This window comes from Collinsella sp. TM06-3, assembly GCF_003436395.1.
GTDB lineage: Bacteria > Actinomycetota > Coriobacteriia > Coriobacteriales > Coriobacteriaceae > Collinsella.
The window spans coordinates 78,888-94,959 of the sequence record NZ_QSPG01000005.1 but is presented as its reverse complement, the minus strand read 5'-3'; the positions used below and the strand labels follow the sequence as shown (position 1 = coordinate 94,959).

Genomic DNA, 16,072 nt, shown 5'->3' with positions numbered 1-16,072 from the left:
TGTAATTCAATCTGAGCTGCTTGCTGCGGATTGGAATGGCGAATGGATGCGCCTGCAGGCTGGTCGGCGGCGGGCTGATGATTCTTTTGAGTGGGATAAAAGGGCTCGGCATTTTCGGCCGCTTGAGACTGCCCCGTATGCCCGGGACTTTATGAAGCTGTTGGCGTTAAAGCCTGGTGAGTCGGTGCTGGATATGGGGTGTGGGGCTGGGTCGATTGCTATTCCGCTTGCGCAAGACGGACATCCTGTGATTGCTGCTGACTTTTCCCCTGCCATGTTGGGCACGCTTGATGCTGGCATTGAGTACTATGGGCTCGAGAATCGCATTACACCGCTTGAGCTTGCTTGGGATGATGATTGGGATTTGGTTGGACCGGTCGCGAAAGCGGTGGATGTTGCCTTTGCCAGTCGGTCGGTTACGACGACCAATCTAAAAGGTGCGCTTGCCAAGCTCGACCGTACGGCTCGTCGGCGTTGTGCTGTCACGATGGTCGCCAACTCCAGCCCGCGCTATGACCTGCACTTGATGAACGCTATCGGCGCCTCGGTTACCTGCAGCAATGGCTTTGTGTACGCCTTCAACATCCTCATTCAGATGGGTGCCCTGCCGCAGGTTACATACTTTGAATCGCCTCGTCGCGATACCTTCGATAGCCTTGAGGCAGGCGTGGCGGATTTTTCCCGTATGCTCGAGCATGGCAACGAGGATAAGATCGACCGCCTGCGCGACTATATCGCTCAGCACATGATCGAAAACCCCCATGCCGGCGAGCCGGGCTCCAAGGGCGTGCCGCAGGGGCGCTATATGCTCGACCATATCCGTAAGGTTCGCTGGGCGTTTATTGTATGGGAACCGGTCTCTGAATCCCGCTCGTAGCCCGTTCACAGCCCGCACTGCCCATCACCTCGGCATCCGCATTCTTTTTGAACTGGGCAAACGCGCTCCACACCGCGCCGTTCCTGCGCTATCGTGGGACAGCTCACGTAGATTAAGGCCCCGTCGCGGGGCGCCCCATACATAGAAAGCGAGAACCCATGGCACTGACAGGAGCACAGGTCAAGCAGCTTCGCAGCATGGCCCATCACCTCAACCCCGCTATCATCATCGGTAAGTCCGATGTCAACGAGGGCACCGTCGAGCAGACGGTCGCCTACCTGGAGAAGCACGAGCTCGTTAAGTGCTCCGTGCTCGATGGCTCCAGTCTTTCCGCCCGCGAGGCCGCCGAAGAGCTCGCTGAGCGTTGCCACGCCGAGGTCGTCCAGGTCATCGGCCGCAAGTTCTCGCTGTATCGCGAGTCCTCGCGCAAGGACATTGAGAAGATCAAGCTCGTCTAAGAGCCAATGATCCGGCGAGCGAACACATAGCAAGCTTACGGGTGCCCAAGTACTTCGGACGCCCGTTTTTTATCGCTCGACCAGCACGCGATTGAGCCGCCCCTCCACCAAGCGCTCGTATAGACGCCGCGTCTCGGGCTCGGGCACGCCATTGACCTGCTCCCTCAGATGATGCATATGCCCGCTGTACAGCTCGACGATATCGCGCCGCCGCCCCGCCGCACTGTAGACGCGCATGGCGCAGCGCACCATATCCTCACGCGCCGTCTCTTGCCGCAGCCCCGACTCCACCAGCCATACCGCCGACTGCAGGTCGTTTTCTTCTAGGGCGGCATTCGCGCCCCGAATCATGCAGTCGATATACTTCGATTCCATAATGCGTCGCATACGCAAAAAGTAGGTGGGGTTACAGCCATTGGGCACATGCAGCGGTCCGGCATAAAGTTGCTCAATCTTAAGGCACAACTCGACCAGATGGGGCCCGCGCGCACCCGTGCGATTTCCCAAAACCTCGCGGCTTATCTGGTCAAACAGCCGTACATCGGTCTTGACGTAGTCACCGTTGAGTCCGATGCATTCATTTTGGATGAGCACACACGACTTGCCATCCGGCGTCGGTCCCAAAGCCGACCGCAAGCGCGATATCGTCGAGTACAGGTTGTTGCGTGCGCTATTGAACTCGGCATGGGGCCACAACTCCATTGCCAGCGTCTCGCGGTCGACGAGCGCATCCATGCCCAGTGCAAGCCGCTCGGCAAGCGTCGCCGCCTTCTTGCGGCGCCACATTTTGCCCGTGATGGGAAACCCGTCGCGCTCGGCGCGGAACGCACCAAACATGCGAATCTCGATATGGTCGATGGTATCAACGGCTTCAACCTCGCCAGCCTGGAACAGGCGCTCGCCCTCCCCTTCCAAATCGTCGCGCAGCGAGTACCGCGACAGCTCGCGCACGGGAAGCTTCTTGCGAATCCTGGTCGCCGGCTCGCCCAGACAATGCATGGCAAGGCGCGCAAAGAGCCGATACGATGGTTCCAGAATCCCCGCGCGATTCATGGACATCCAGGCCGCGAGATCGCTATCTCGCCCCGCGCAAGCCAAATGCAGCGCCACCATCCAGGCTTCTGCACCACCAACCTGCGTCTGGCTTATATCGAGCAACTCCGCTTCCTCGCGTACCGAAACCATCGAGGTGTTACGCAGATACGCCGCGCGCTCCAGCAGCAATGCGTTATCGCGCATGTACGCAATCGACTCCTCGGCAAGTTTGAGCACTTGGACCGCACGGAACTTTGCATTAACCGGCCGTCCCTCTGCCAGCGACTGCCAGCCTTCTAGCAACAGGCCAAACAGCTGAATCTGGTTGTCGCGCATGCGCACGGCAAAACGATCGAGCTCGTTGAACGCCGCGTCGTCGGTTACCGGCAGGCCGGAAAGGAGCCGCCGTGCCGCCAACACCATGCGCACCCAGATAGCCATCGCCTTAAGCCCACGCACGTCGAGCGCCTCCCGCACCACCGTCATCTCGTCGTCGCGCTCGTCGGTTCCCGTAAACGACCCGTCAAAGAGCTCCACCAGCATGCTATCGGCCCGTATAACAATCCCCGCGATGTCGAGCTCACAGTCGTAGGCCTTGCTCGTTTTGAGCTGCTGTAGAACGCCGCCGTCATCTCCCCGCTCGGTCAGGCAGCGCTTGACCTCGATATGCGCGGACAACATATCGAGTGCGGTATGGGATGTCTCGATTTCTGGCACGGCCAGGTTCGTAGGAAGCCCAAGCCCGTTGTCCCCATAGCAAACAGCCGTCAGTGTCTGGGCCACTCTCCATGAAACAGGGTCTATTTCGCAGGCCGCCCGTTCGCCCCCGCGCTCGATGACCGATGCCATATAGCGAGCGAGCTTTGTATTGGACACGCTGACCGCTGCCAAATACACGCCGAGCGCCTCGGCAGGCGTTGGCTCTGGAGCCGGATCGTCGGCATCGATCGTACCCAGCGCTGCTCGGCAGATATCGGCCCCGTGCCCCGTCAGAGCAAGATCGACCCCATACTGCCCAGCAAGTTCAAGGACCGCTCCACGGTCCAAAAAGGCGTCCGCCAGGCCCATCGCCGCATCGCATCGGCCCGCTTTAAGCAAAATCCGGGCCGCCCTCGGAACAAGTTCGGGGCGAACCTCGGCCACCAACTTACGCAAACGCAAGCGTCCGTTATCCTCCGTGCCCAGACACGTAAAACTCCGCTCGGCGGGGTCCAAGCCAAAGATCGGGTAGTCGCGTACGAAGTAGGACTGGTCGACCATCGATAGCCTCACCCCGCAAGCCTCGAGTTCTGCGATATTGCCCTCGCCCATCAAAATCATGAGACATGCCACGCAAAACAGTGCATTATTGTCGAGCGAAGCCAGGTCGACAAGTGCCGCGCCATATACGTTGACAATCTCGTTTTCGAGCAGACCGGCTACGTCGCCTTGGCCATACAGACCCGTCTGCAATGCCGAAACGAGCTCGGGCACGCCCTGCGTGAGCTGATAAAAGTCGAGCGATGTGCTGATCGAAAACGCCGATGCCCACGCCGAATACTCATAGGCATGCACCTTGAGCATCTGCGCATTGATCTTAACCGAATCGCCCAGCCCATGAATCAGCTGACGATTTGAAGGACGGCAGGAGATAAAGACCCCTACCCCCATAGCGCGCAGGCCGCGAATCCTGTCGATGAGGTCTTCGGTATCGTGCTGATCGAGGTTTGGCACATTATCAATCGCGATAAGGGAGTGCGGTTTGTCTTTGAGTTCGTCGGTAACCACCTCGAGCTGCATAAACAACTCGCGCCCAATGGCGCGATCGGCCTCGATAATCCGCACGGGGCCTCGCGTCGGGTCGCATTTAACCTCATGGGTGTACTGCAGCAGCACCGAGGTCTTCCCAAACCCGTCGGGCGCATAAAGAACCACGATGCCGGCCTTTCGGCCCTTGGCGAGAAGCTCATTCATCAAGCGTTCGCGTCGCACCATATAGCCACCGCCCAGCGGCATCAGCTCGAGGTCGTCCATACTGCCCAAATCGTTTACCATGCCCGCTCCTCAACTCGACCGTATGGACACTGTAACCGCAAGACCATACAAGCCGCGCTATGAATAGAGCGACCTTGCGTTTTAGGTTGTCTTTTGGTACGCAAGCGGCAAGTTTTTGTACAGCGAGGGCCGATTGTTATTAATCCCCCGACTAATCGGTCTTTAAGCAGGTAAATGAGCTTGTCAGCTTGTCCCATCTAAGCGGCAGTGTAACGCAAATGAACAAGGTTCAGCTATGTCATTCAACTCGCCTAGCACCCGCTACCGTCTACGACCTTTTAGTGGCATTTTTGCATAGAATCTGGTATGGAATGAATCAAGCTGTTGGGCATCCGGCATTCGTCAAGCTTGCGGCAAGATTTTGGTCAAGCGGGCGGAGAGGGATAATCAGAACCACCCTTAAAAAGGGTGGTTTGCTCTTAGGGTATAACCCACGGGCCCCGGGCTCGCGTCTAAAGGCGCGGGCCCGGACTTCATCCAGGCCTAGTGCATCTTGACCCGTGGCGCGCCGGTCGAACCGGCAGGATAACCTCCTCTTGAAGGGGTCCTCGTACTCCTTCACGCTCAGCTTGTCCAGCGCGATGTCGTGGGACTCCTGCTCCCTGATGTACTTGGCGATCGTCGCCTCGTTCAGGCCGACGGTGGACACGTAGTAGCCCTCCGCCCAGAACTTCCTGTTGCCGAACTTGTACTTGAGGTTGGCGTGCCTGTCGAATATCATCAGCGAGCTCTTCCCCTTCAGGTAGCCCATGACGCTCGCGACGCTGTACTTCGGCGGGATCGCCAGCAGCACGTGCACGTGGTCGGGCATCAGGTGCCCCTCGATTATCTCGATCCCCTTGTACTCGCACAGCTTCCTGAGGATCTCCCCTATGTCGCTCCTGATTTGGTTGTAGATCACTTTGCGCCTATACTTCGGCGTGAACGCGATGTGGTACTTGCACATCCACTTCGTGTGGGAAAGGCTGTAGGCCTTCTGGGCCATGGCGACCACCCCTTCGACTCGAATTCTTGACGGCCTGAACAATCGTCAATATCGGTCGGAGGGGTGGCTTTGTAAAGCCGTTTGTCTCCACCCGCGTAGCGGGTGGTTTAAAGCTGGCCGCTGCGCGGCCAGCAGACTAAAGTCTTGAAAACAAAAAGGCCCCCGCAAAGCGGAGGCCTTAGGCAAGGCTATGTCGAGATGCAGGATTCGCGCTACTCGCAGAGCGAAAGGGCGGCCTCGTCGGCAACGACAACGCAGTTGGTGTGCAGCTGCAGGATCGAAGCCGGGCACGCGGGCGTAACCGGACCATAGCACATGTCATGCACGGCCTGAGCCTTGGCCTCGCCGTTGGCGACGACTAGGATCATGCGGGCATACATGATGGTCTGGGTACCCATGGTGTAGGCCTGACGGGGAACATCGTCGATGCTGTCGAACAGGCGGCTGTTGGCCTGAATGGTGCTCTCGGTGAGGTCGACGCAGTGCGTGCCCTTGGAGAAGTGGTCATCGGGCTCGTTGAAACCGATGTGGCCGTTGTTGCCAATGCCGAGCAGCTGCAGATCCGGGTAACCGGCGGCGGCGACGATCTTGTCGTACTCAGAGCAGGCAGCGGCGGCGTCGGGGTTGGAACCGTCGGGCACATGCGTGTTGTTCAGGTCGATGTTGATGTGATCGAAGAAGTTCTCACGCATGAAGTAGTGATAGCTCTGGGGATCGTCGTGCGAAAGGCCGCGATACTCGTCCAGGTTGTAGGTGCTGACCTCGGCAAAGTCGACGTCGCCCTTCTCGTACCAAGCAGCGAGCTGCTTGTAGGCACCGATCGGGGTGGAGCCGGTGGCAAGACCCAGCACGCAATCGGGCTTGAGGATAACCTGCGCCGAGATGATATTGGCGGCCTTGCGGCTCATATCCTCGTAGTCTTTAGCTTTAATGATCTTCATTACGCGTCCTTTCTCGTACAAGAGAGGCAAGGCTCCCCTTACAAGCACTTGCCCGCGGCCCGCGTCGGCCGCAACCAACGTGTGCGGCCACCAGGGCGAGGTCGCGTAATGTATGTGTCTCGTGTCTAGCCGCGTCGAGGCCCCTGCCCGTCCACGGTGACCCAAAGCCGTTTAGCTTCGGACAAATCCCATCTTGCCACGGAGGGCGCCCTCTTTCAAGGGCGCCCTCCATAAACGTGTTTGAATTGTAGGCTAATGGCCACGTGCACTTGCTAGCGCTCGCGAGCAACGATGAGCTGGTCCATCTCTTCGACATGCGCACCAACGGAGCCCTTGATACTCGAGAACTCAACGGAGTTGCACACCAAGATGGGAACCGTCACATCGTAGCCCTCGGCAGCAATTGCCTCGCGATCGAACTCGATGAGCACGTCACCCTTATGGACGACATCGCCCACCTGTGCATGCACGCTAAAATGCTTGCCCTCAAGCTGAACAGTGTCCAAACCAACGTGGATGAGCACGTCTAGGCCATCGACCGTGTTGAGCGCAACGGCGTGACCCGTGGGAAAAATGGCCTCGACCTTGGCGTCTGCCGGCGCAATCACACGCGTGCCGGTAGGCTGAATCGCCACGCCCTGGCCCAAAAGGCCGGTGGCAAACGTCTGGTCGTTTACCTCGGAGAGCGGAATGACGTCGCCCGAGATGGGAGCATCCAGCGTAAGGACTCGACCACGCATACCAAAAGACCTTAGGACTTTAGTGAACATGCTCCCCCTCGGACATACCAATCAATCAAATAACCTTAACAGTTTACCACTTGGCACCCGTTTTTGACCATTAGGGAAGTTCGCGCTTGACAACCTCGACGATGTCGTCGACAACGCGCTGGGTCAGCTCGTGCGTCTCGGCCTCGGCCATCACGCGGACCAGCGGCTCGGTACCGCTCGGGCGCACCAGAATGCGGCCGCGGCCGTCAAGCTCCTTCTCGGCGGCAGCGACGGCATCCCAGATGGGCTGGCAATCGTCCAGGCCGGCCTTGTTGTCGGAATGCACGTTGACGAGTACCTGCGGGTACTTCTTCATGATGCCGGCAAGATCAGTGAGGGTACGACCGGTGCGCTTGAGCACGGCCAGCAGCTGCAGAGCCGTCACCAGGCCGTCACCGGTGGTGTTGTGCTCCAGGAAGATGATGTGGCCGGACTGTTCGCCGCCGATGACGGCGCCATCCGCGAGCATGCGCTCCAAAACGTAGCGGTCCCCCACGGCGGTCTGAACCATCTCGAAGCCCTGCTCCTTCATAGCGATGGAGAAGCCAAGGTTGCACATGACGGTCGAGACGATCTCGGAGTTGGCGAGCTTGCCGCGGGCGGCGAGGTCAGAACCGCAGATAGCCAGGATGTAGTCACCGTCGATCTCATTGCCCTCGCCGTCGACGAACAGCACGCGGTCGGCGTCGCCGTCGTGGGCCAGGCCGATATCGGCGTGGGTGCGCAGCACGAGCTCGCGCAGGGGCTCAAGGTGAGTGGAGCCGCACTCAACGTTAATGTCGGTGCCGCAGTAATCAGTGTTGATGGCATGGACCGTGGCGCCCAGGCGCTGCAGCGCAGCGGGCGTGGTCTGGCAGGAAGCACCGTGGCCGCAGTCGACGGCAACAACCAGGCCATCGAGCTTAAGGCCGTCGAGCGTGCTGATGGCATGATCGACATAGGCCTTGCGGGCGTCTTTCATCTTGATAATGTGGCCCACGCCGGCACCGGTCGGCAGCGTGTCGGCAGCCATGGCCTCCTCGGACATGACCCAGGCGCTGATCTCTTCCTCGACAGCATCGGGAAGCTTCATACCCTTGCGGCTAAAGAACTTGATGCCGTTGAACTCCGGCGGATTATGCGAAGCAGAGATGACGATGCCGCCGTCGAGCTCGTTTTGGACGGTGAGCAGCGCCACGGCCGGCGTAGGGATAACGCCGCAGCAATGCGGACGGCCGCCCTCTGCCATAATGCCAGCGGTCAGAGCACTCTCGAGCATGGTACCCGAAAGACGCGTGTCGCGGCCGATGCAGATGTCCGGGCCAAGGAACTTGGTCGCCGCGCGGCCCAGGCGAAACGCGAGGTCGCACGAGAGGTCGGCATTGGCGACGCCACGGACGCCGTCGGTACCGAAGATGTTCTGGGGCATAGGATCGCTCCTTCCCTAGCAGGCGATATACAACCGCCCACCCTAGTCGAAAAAGAAAAGCGGGACCCGCCGAGGAATCGGCAGGCCCCGCTTGTACATTGTATCTCGAAAGGAGATAAAACCTTAGCGCTTGGAGAACTGGGGAGCGCGGCGGGCCTTCTTGAGGCCGTACTTCTTGCGCTCGACCACGCGAGCATCGCGCGTAAGGAAACCGGCCTTCTTGAGGTCAGCACGGTAGTCGCCAGCGTTCAGAAGAGCGCGAGCGATGCCCAGACGCAGAGCGCCGGACTGACCGGAGATGCCGCCGCCATCGCACAGAGCGATAACGTCGAACTGACCGGCGGTGTCGGTCACCTTGAAGGGAGCAAGGGCGTTCTCAACGAGCTGATGACGGCCGAAATACTGCTCGGCGTCACGCTTGTTGATGGTCACCTTGCCGGTGCCGGGGACGAGACGGACGCGGGCGACGGCGTTCTTACGACGGCCGGTACCCTGGTAGACAACGGTGTTCTCAGCCATCTTTAAGCCTCCAGCTCAATCTTCGTGGGGTTCTGGGCAGCATGCGGATGCTCGGCACCAGCGTAGACCTTAAGCTTGGTCATCTGGGCACGGCCGAGGGTGGTCTTGGGCAGCATACCGCGAACGGCGCGCTCGATGACCTTCTCCGGGTGCTTCTCCATAGCCTGGCGGAAGCTCTCAGCCTTGAGGCCGCCGTTGTAGCCGCTGTGGCGATAATAGGTCTTCGTGTCGGCCTTGTTACCGGTAAGCTGGACCTTATCGGCGTTGATGACGACAACGAAGTCGCCGCAGTCGCTGTTGGGCGTGAACTGGGGCTTGTTCTTACCGCGCAGGATCATTGCGATCTGGGTGGCAAGACGGCCCAGGACAGCACCATCGGCGTCGACGAGAACCCAGTTGCGCTGGACCTCGCCCTGCTTGGCGTAGTGAGTCGATTTCGAAATCACTTAGACTCCTCCATGTACAGTACGTGTTGTTACAGAGATTCACGGGGCTCTGCAAGTAACCCGTCCATATTACCCCGCTCGCCGTACGAGTCAACAGGTATTTTGGCTCCGACCAGAGTTTCTGCACATGTCATCCACGAGCCGTGATTTTTCCAACTCTTTAGCTGTTGTCATTTTTTGAGGGTTCGCCGTCGCTAGCGCTCAACGAACTCTTGGATTTCCGCGAGCAGGCGCTTTGCCTCCTGACGGCCCTGGATATACAGGTCCAAAAGCTTTGCCGGATCGTGCTCGACATGGCCGACCTCGACCGGCTTTTGCGGAGCGATGACCAGCGCGCGGCCCTCGCGCTCATACTTCCACAGGTGCATGCGCTGGAGGTTATAGCGGTCGTGGCGCGTCTCGATAGCCTCGAGCAGGTAGGGGTAGTCGGCATAGCGGGCGCGCGCGGCAGGCATAAACTCGTAGGGCTTTTTCTCGTACGAGCGGTCCTGGGTGACGATGACGACCGCACGGTCGAAGCCCGCCTCCTCGAGCACATGCTCGATAGGAACCGAATCGGCCACGCCGCCGTCGACGTATTTGTGCCCGTCGATCTCGACCGGCGGCGTCACCAGCGGCAGCGAGGTGGAGGCGCGCACAGCATCGAGGTCGAGCACGGCGCTTTTGACCGGCAGGTAGGCAGCGGTTCCAAACAGCATGTCCGTCGCGACGGCGTACATCTCGATGGGGCTCGCGTCGAACGCCTCGTTGTCAAAGGGATCCAGGCGGTCCTGGATATCGTTGAAGATAAAGTCGTAACCCACGATGGAGCCCGTGGATGCGAAGGATGCGGCACCCATGTAGCGGTTGTCATTGCAGAAGGTCAGGTTGATGCGATTGACGCGACCGATCTGGTGTGACTTGTAGTTGACGCCGTTGAGGGCACCGGCCGATACACCGTAGACAGTCGGAATCTCGACGCCGGCCTCCATAAGAACGTCGAGCACGCCTGCGGTAAACTGCCCGCGAAAACTACCGCCCTCCAAAACGAGCGCGACCTTGCCGGCGTTCTTTGCCTTATCTTCTGCAGTCATGTTGACCTCCTGCGATTGCGTTTTGGCTTTCTTCTACCCAGTTTTGGGATGGAGGGCGCGCAGGTTTTTTGAGGCGGCAGGTGAAGCGGAAAGTGCGTCCCAGTTTGAGGCGGGATTCCGGGATGGACTTTCCGCTTGGACCGCCGTTAGGAAAGCGTGTCCCGTTCTGAGCGCGGATTCCGGGATGAACTTTCCGCTAGCCATTCATTTGGAAATTGCATCCCATTCCGAATGAGGATTCCGGGATGCAGTTTCCGCTTGAAACGTCATCCGGAAACCGCATCCCAGTCTGAACCGGAATTCTGGGATGGATTTTCCGCCTGGGGCGACGTTGATGCGGGGCATGGCAGGTTGCAGTCCGATCGGCATCGCATCTGCATAGGGTTGAAGCTTTGCGCGGAGAATCCGCGTATTTGCTTCGCAAATCCGCACCGGCTTCGGCCGCCTGCTGGCGTCCTCGCCCGCGGGCTACAAACGCTTCGCGTTTGCTTAACGCTCGCGCCCTGCACAGAGTTCGATTCTCCGCGGTATCTATAAGTAATAAAAAAGCAGGTAGGTGCGTTTACCTACCTGCTTGTAACTATTGGTGGAGGCGCGGAGAATCGAACTCCGGTCCACGAAAGCCCCCTGATTGGCATCTCCAAGCTCAGTCGCTGGTTTAGTCTCGGACGCTTTGCGCGCAGCGACACGCTCGCGGCGTCCTAACCGGTTCGGTCTTAGCCTGCGCCATACCGATTACGTGCGCAGGAGCATTCCCCTAAAATGACGTCGCGCCGGTGTCGGGGAAATCACCGGGTTGACGCGCCGCTATAAATTAAGCAGCGAGAGCCATAGGCTCAAAAGAAGAGTTGTTGTCAATTCAATTTGACGGTACCCCTGTTTAACGAGGCGAGGAGACCTCGGCTTGCTTCCTCTCTCAGAGCTATCGTGTCGAAACCAGTCGCCCCCGAATGTCGGGAAAGTCTGGATGGTATCGGGCCTGCAAACACCCGATAACCGTCGACTTTTCAAGGAACATACGGGGCGAGCCCCGCTTGTGGAGTGTTATCTTACCACGTTCTGAAAGCGGACAGCTGTTCTATGCACGAGCTGTGAAGACCCCAATGTGCACCATACTTCGCACTTTTGCTACCGAACGCCTCACGTATATTTTCGCCAAGCAAAATTGACCCGTCGAAAGGACCGTTATGGATACCAAACAGCAACTCGTCAATGCCCTCGCAGGCCTGGGCTCAACCATTACCGAAGCTATGGATGTCATCGAAGGCTTTGTCCCCTGCGGACATCCCGCCCTCACGGTTTCGAACGCCCTTGTTGCGCTGGACGCTGACGATGATGCAGCTCTCGCCCAACAGCTTGAGACCGTCGAGGGCTTTATCGACCACGTGAGTGAGAACCGCGGCGTGGCCGCCTACCACGGCATCGAGGTCGAGCTCACGGGTCCCAAGGCCGATCTGTTCGCAGCAATCCGCGAGGTAGGCGCCCTTATGCAGACCGTAGGCGTCAAGAACACCCAGGTCAACGAGTGGGTCTACCGCAGTCTGGCAGCACTCGACAGCTCCGACGAAAAGGCAGCCGAAAAGCTCGCAGAAAGTCCCGCCATTAAGGCCGAGCTTTTGTAAATAGCAGACGCGGGCCCCTTGGCGCACCGTCGTCCAAGAGGCCCGCAAACAGTTCGCGTCAACCGATTGCCGCGCCGCCGCGTTCGGCCAAAGCCAGGATCGGCATCATTTGGCGCGGGGTCTTTGCTGCAAGATCGGCATGTTCGAGCAGCTTGCGGTCGTTGGTCACCAAGTAATCGACCTGCGCGCGCTTGCACGCGGCGAGCACCAAGTTGTCCTCGTAATCGCGATGGAGCGCTACGTATTTGTCGGCCAGCCAAAGGTCCGACGCATCTGCACCCACAGCCGTGGCGTTTTCGGTCATGTTCCGAACAAACGCCAACGCCGCATCGCCAATTGCGCGGGCAGATGCCTCGTCGATCGCTCCCCCGCTGGCAAGAACGCTACGCTTCAGCTCGTGTTGGACAACGTACAGCACGTCCTTGGCAATATGCACCGGGAAGAACAGCAACGCCCCCGTCTCCGCCGCCTGCCCAATAAAGGCACGAGCAGCGAGCGACTCGGCATGGTCGACGCAAAACGAATCAACCCATACGTTAGCGTCCACCATTATTTTGAGGGGAGCCCCGCTCACAGGATCATCCCCTTTTGGCGATAGCGATCGTCCATGGCCTCGGAATAGATTGTGTCCCAATCGCGATCGTCGGATACGGGCGACGTAGCGATGCCCAGGTCCGCGTAAAGCTGATCCGCCGCCGCCCATGATGCGGCGAACGGAGTATCGGGCGCGACGGTCTGCTGCCGGTCGTCGACGGCCGCAAGCACTTCCTCGCACTGCCCGCCACCCTGCGCGACCTTGGCCACCACCTTTTTGATGAGCTCGGGCAGTGACCCGCCCGAAAGCCGCAACGCTTCCTCCGCATGGTCCTTGACCTGGCGATCCACGCGAACGTTCACCTGCGCCATGCCGCTAACAGCACCCATGTCGATCTCGCTCCCTTCAATTGCTAGCCTTGCTAGCAACACTATATAGAGAAGCTGGCACATGGTCAAATGCAAAAGGCCTGCGCCCGGACGACACCGATGCCGTCTGGGCGCAGGCCAGATAACGTGGGCAAACACGTCTGCTAACGCAGGTACGCCTTTGCGTTGCTCAGGCTGTAGGCAATTGTCGAGCCGTTGTGCAGCAGCGACGACGCCTGCGGGGTAATCGTTCCGGTAATGCCCAGTGCCAACAGCGCTGAGTTGGTGAGCATCACCTTAGAGTAGGAGCTCGTCAAACGATCAACGAGGCCCTGACTCATGCGGCGCAGACGCACGATCGCGGCCAGATCCGTATCGGTCAGGATGATGTCGGCGACCTCCTTGGCGATGTCGCTTCCGCCACCCATTGCCAGCCCCACGTCGGCCAAACCGAGCGCCGGCGAATCATTGACGCCGTCGCCCACCATGGCAACGTGGCGCCCCTCGCGCTTAATGTGCTCCACATAGGCGTACTTATCCTCGGGCAGCAGCTCGGCCTTAAACTCGTCGACCCCTGCCTCTCGCGCAATGCGCTCGGCCGTGCGCTCGGAATCGCCCGTGAGCATAACGACATGCTTGACGCCCAACGCGTGCAGGTCGGCGATGGCCTCGCGGACCCCGGACTTGAGCGGGTCCTCGATACCGAGCACGCCCACAACGGTACCGTCGACCGCCAGATACAGCGGCGACAGACCCTGCATCTGGAGCTCGATTTGCTCCTTAATGTCGGACTCGAGCTGCGCGCCCTCATCCTCAAACACAAAGTGTGCGGAACCGATGATGGCGCGCCGCCCCTCGATGGACGAAGCGATGCCGTGCGCCACGATGTACTCGACGGCGGCATGGCGCTCGCGGTGCTCGAGCCCGCGCTCGCGAGCAGCGTTGACCACGGCACGCGCCACCGGATGCGGGAAATGTTCCTCCAAGCAAGCGGAAAGGCGCAGGATCTCGTCCTCGCTCCAGCCATCGGTGGTGAGCACACAGGCAAGACGCGGCTGCGCCTCGGTAAGCGTGCCGGTCTTATCAAACACAATGGTGTCAGCCTTGGCAAACGACTCAAAGTACTTCGCGCCCTTGACCATGACGCCCATCTTGGCAGCATCGCTCATGGCAGTCATGACGGCGACGGAACCCGTGAGCTTGAGCGCGCACGAGTAGTCGACCATCAGCGCCGCTGAGGTCTTGATGAGGCTGCGGGTGGTAAGCGCAACCAAGCCCGCGAGCAGGAAGTTCCACGGGACGATCTTGTTGGCGAGGTCTTCCATGTGCGACTGACCCTCGGACTTGAGCGAGTCGGCCGCCTGCACGAGCGAGACGATCGAACGCAACTTGGTTTGAGCCGTGTTGGCGCGCACGCGCACCAAGATGTTGCCGTCTTCCACGACGGTACCGGCGAACACGTCGTCACCTGCGCTGCGCTCGACGGCCAGCGGCTCGCCGGTCAGGGTCGCTTGGTTGACCATGGCGCTCCCCTGTTCGACCACGCCGTCAATGCAGATGGACATGCCGGTGCGCACGGCTACCAGATCGCCGGGCTCAAGCTCGGTCGCGGCAACGCTCACCTCGGTGTCACCGACGACCTTTTGCGCCTTGTCGGGCACATCGAGCATCGAGTTGATGAGCTCGTTTTCGCTCATGGCGCGGGTGTAGTCCTCGAGCAGCTCGCCCACGTTGAGCAGGAACATCGTCTGGCCTGCGGTGTCGACATCACGTTTGACGAACGAAATGCCGATGGCCGAAGCGTCGAGCACGGGAACGGTCAGGCGCGGCTGCGCGAGCTCACGGAGGGCGGCGCGCAAAAAGGTCATGTAACCGGCCACGACAAACACCGCACGCAGGGGCGTGGGCAAAAACCATCGGCGCGCATAGTGGGCGCCGATAAGTGTGGCAAGATCCATGACGAGCTTGTGCTTGCGTGGCTCGAGTTGCATCACGTAGCCCGTCTTTGCGTCGGCAATGGCCTGGGCATCGAGCGCACCGACGGCGGCCAGCACGGCATCGCGGTGCGGCTCGTCGTATTCGAGCGCCATCTGGCCGATGCGGCCGTAGACGCGCACCTTGCGCACGCCGTCGATGTCGCCGCTGAGCTTAAGAAGCGCATCGAGATCGCTCTCTGGCACAGGACCCGCCAACTGAAGACGGGTCCTGCCGGGGATCTCGCTGATAATCGAGAATCTCATAGTTTGTGCCTGGGAGTGCTACTCGGCTGCCTTGTCCGCAGCGGCCTCGCTCTGGGTGAGATAGGCAGCCTCGGCAACCATATCGTCGACCTCGGCCTTGGCCTGCTCGACCATGTCCTGGTAGCCGTTCTTGATGCGCATGCCGCACGCGATACCCTGCACGCAGGCATTCTTTACCGGAGCGCTGGTAAGCAGCTTGATGCCGGCCGTGCCAAGCAGAAAACCGCCACCGACAAGCAGGGTGTTAAACGTCGACTTCTTCATGTTGCTTCTCCCTTTTGCCGCATCGGACGCGGCACGGTGCCTCAGCACTCGAGTAAATAAGTTTGCTCGAGCACACTTTTGGAAAATAGTTTAGTTTATCTAACTATTAAGTTCAACAAAGGTTAACTTTTTGGAAATCTTGAGGCGCGGAACAGCCGACTTCTGGCGATCCGCCTGCCGCAACGTACATCTCCGGCATCCAAGAAAGGCTCTCCCCCGACCCAACAAATCGAGGTCTAATACTTTTCCGCGAAGTGAACGAGTGAAATCGGACCCCCGAAACATCTGCATTTTTCACCAGCAAAACCGCAGGAAACCGAGCCAAAAAAGCATTGATGTTTCAGGGGTCAAAAATAGGTCGTTCACTTCGCGGAAAAGTATTCACCTTCGTTTTCCACCACCCCTCACAATGTGACAAAGGGACAGTCCCTTTGTCACATCCACAAAAATGGGCGTGCCGACGGCACGCCCATTCACTCTATTCCTATCAGCCCCGC

The 16,072-nt window shown here is 59.5% G+C and carries 14 protein-coding genes, 1 other RNA gene and 1 pseudogene; 3 read left to right on the top strand and 13 right to left on the bottom strand.

Going from position 1 to position 16,072, the window contains the following annotated elements; all coding sequences use genetic code 11:
- Nucleotides 1-46 precede the first annotated feature (46 nt).
- Both DXD56_RS03495 and DXD56_RS03490 read left to right on the top strand, forming a co-directional pair.
- Nucleotides 47-877, top strand: coding sequence for a methyltransferase domain-containing protein (locus DXD56_RS03495; RefSeq protein WP_370446003.1), 831 nt, complete (start codon nt 47-49; stop codon nt 875-877).
- A 158-nt stretch (nt 878-1,035) separates the two neighbouring features.
- On the top strand, nt 1,036-1,335 hold the full coding sequence (locus tag DXD56_RS03490; RefSeq protein ID WP_006234690.1) for a YhbY family RNA-binding protein: 300 nt from the start codon (nt 1,036-1,038) through the stop codon (nt 1,333-1,335).
- A gap of 69 nt (nt 1,336-1,404) precedes the next feature.
- Here DXD56_RS03490 and DXD56_RS03485 read toward each other — a convergent pair whose 3' ends face one another.
- The 9 genes and pseudogenes from DXD56_RS03485 to ssrA form a co-directional block, all read right to left on the bottom strand.
- On the bottom strand, nt 1,405-4,404 hold the full coding sequence (locus tag DXD56_RS03485) for a BTAD domain-containing putative transcriptional regulator (RefSeq protein ID WP_117640105.1): 3,000 nt from the start codon (nt 4,402-4,404) through the stop codon (nt 1,405-1,407).
- 535 nt (nt 4,405-4,939) lie between these two features.
- Nucleotides 4,940-5,389, bottom strand: a pseudogene (gene tnpA / locus DXD56_RS03480) (IS200/IS605 family transposase); the annotation flags it as partial.
- A 212-nt stretch (nt 5,390-5,601) separates the two neighbouring features.
- Entirely contained in the window at nt 5,602-6,330 is a 729-nt protein-coding gene (nagB, locus tag DXD56_RS03475; RefSeq protein WP_055251013.1) for a glucosamine-6-phosphate deaminase, read from the bottom strand.
- Nucleotides 6,331-6,602: 272 nt separating this feature from the next.
- A complete protein-coding gene (locus DXD56_RS03470; RefSeq protein WP_316242586.1) occupies nt 6,603-7,070 on the bottom strand; it encodes a PTS glucose transporter subunit IIA in 468 nt (155 codons plus the stop codon).
- Between the two features lie 100 nt (nt 7,071-7,170).
- Nucleotides 7,171-8,508: a phosphoglucosamine mutase gene (gene glmM / locus DXD56_RS03465; protein WP_117640103.1), complete on the bottom strand. Its 1,338-nt coding sequence runs from the start codon at nt 8,506-8,508 to the stop codon at nt 7,171-7,173.
- A gap of 123 nt (nt 8,509-8,631) precedes the next feature.
- Nucleotides 8,632-9,027 (bottom strand): 30S ribosomal protein S9, encoded by a 396-nt coding sequence (gene rpsI / locus DXD56_RS03460; RefSeq protein WP_022094634.1) that lies wholly within the window; start codon nt 9,025-9,027, stop codon nt 8,632-8,634.
- A gap of 2 nt (nt 9,028-9,029) precedes the next feature.
- The gene (gene rplM, locus DXD56_RS03455; RefSeq protein WP_022094635.1) at nt 9,030-9,473 is read right to left on the bottom strand and encodes a 50S ribosomal protein L13; all 444 of its coding nucleotides are present in this window, start codon (nt 9,471-9,473) and stop codon (nt 9,030-9,032) included.
- Nucleotides 9,474-9,667: 194 nt separating this feature from the next.
- Nucleotides 9,668-10,546 (bottom strand): patatin family protein, encoded by an 879-nt coding sequence (locus DXD56_RS03450; protein WP_117640090.1) that lies wholly within the window; start codon nt 10,544-10,546, stop codon nt 9,668-9,670.
- A 584-nt stretch (nt 10,547-11,130) separates the two neighbouring features.
- Nucleotides 11,131-11,494: a transfer-messenger RNA gene (gene ssrA / locus DXD56_RS03445) on the bottom strand.
- Between the two features lie 239 nt (nt 11,495-11,733).
- Here ssrA and DXD56_RS03440 point away from each other — a divergent pair.
- Complete coding sequence (locus DXD56_RS03440) at nt 11,734-12,168, top strand: hypothetical protein (RefSeq protein ID WP_117640088.1); 435 nt, start codon at nt 11,734-11,736, stop codon at nt 12,166-12,168.
- A 58-nt stretch (nt 12,169-12,226) separates the two neighbouring features.
- Here DXD56_RS03440 and DXD56_RS03435 read toward each other — a convergent pair whose 3' ends face one another.
- The 4 genes from DXD56_RS03435 to DXD56_RS03425 form a co-directional block, all read right to left on the bottom strand.
- Nucleotides 12,227-12,742: a PIN domain-containing protein gene (locus DXD56_RS03435; protein ID WP_158549309.1), complete on the bottom strand. Its 516-nt coding sequence runs from the start codon at nt 12,740-12,742 to the stop codon at nt 12,227-12,229.
- Nucleotides 12,739-13,092, bottom strand: a complete 354-nt coding sequence (locus DXD56_RS10015) for a hypothetical protein (RefSeq protein ID WP_158549307.1) — start codon at nt 13,090-13,092, stop codon at nt 12,739-12,741. Before DXD56_RS10015 ends, DXD56_RS03435 begins: the two co-directional genes overlap by 4 nt.
- 143 nt (nt 13,093-13,235) lie before the next feature.
- The gene (locus DXD56_RS03430) at nt 13,236-15,251 is read right to left on the bottom strand and encodes a heavy metal translocating P-type ATPase (RefSeq protein ID WP_233524918.1); all 2,016 of its coding nucleotides are present in this window, start codon (nt 15,249-15,251) and stop codon (nt 13,236-13,238) included.
- A gap of 78 nt (nt 15,252-15,329) precedes the next feature.
- A complete protein-coding gene (locus DXD56_RS03425; protein ID WP_117640082.1) occupies nt 15,330-15,575 on the bottom strand; it encodes a DUF6110 family protein in 246 nt (81 codons plus the stop codon).
- Nucleotides 15,576-16,072: the final 497 nt, after the last annotated feature.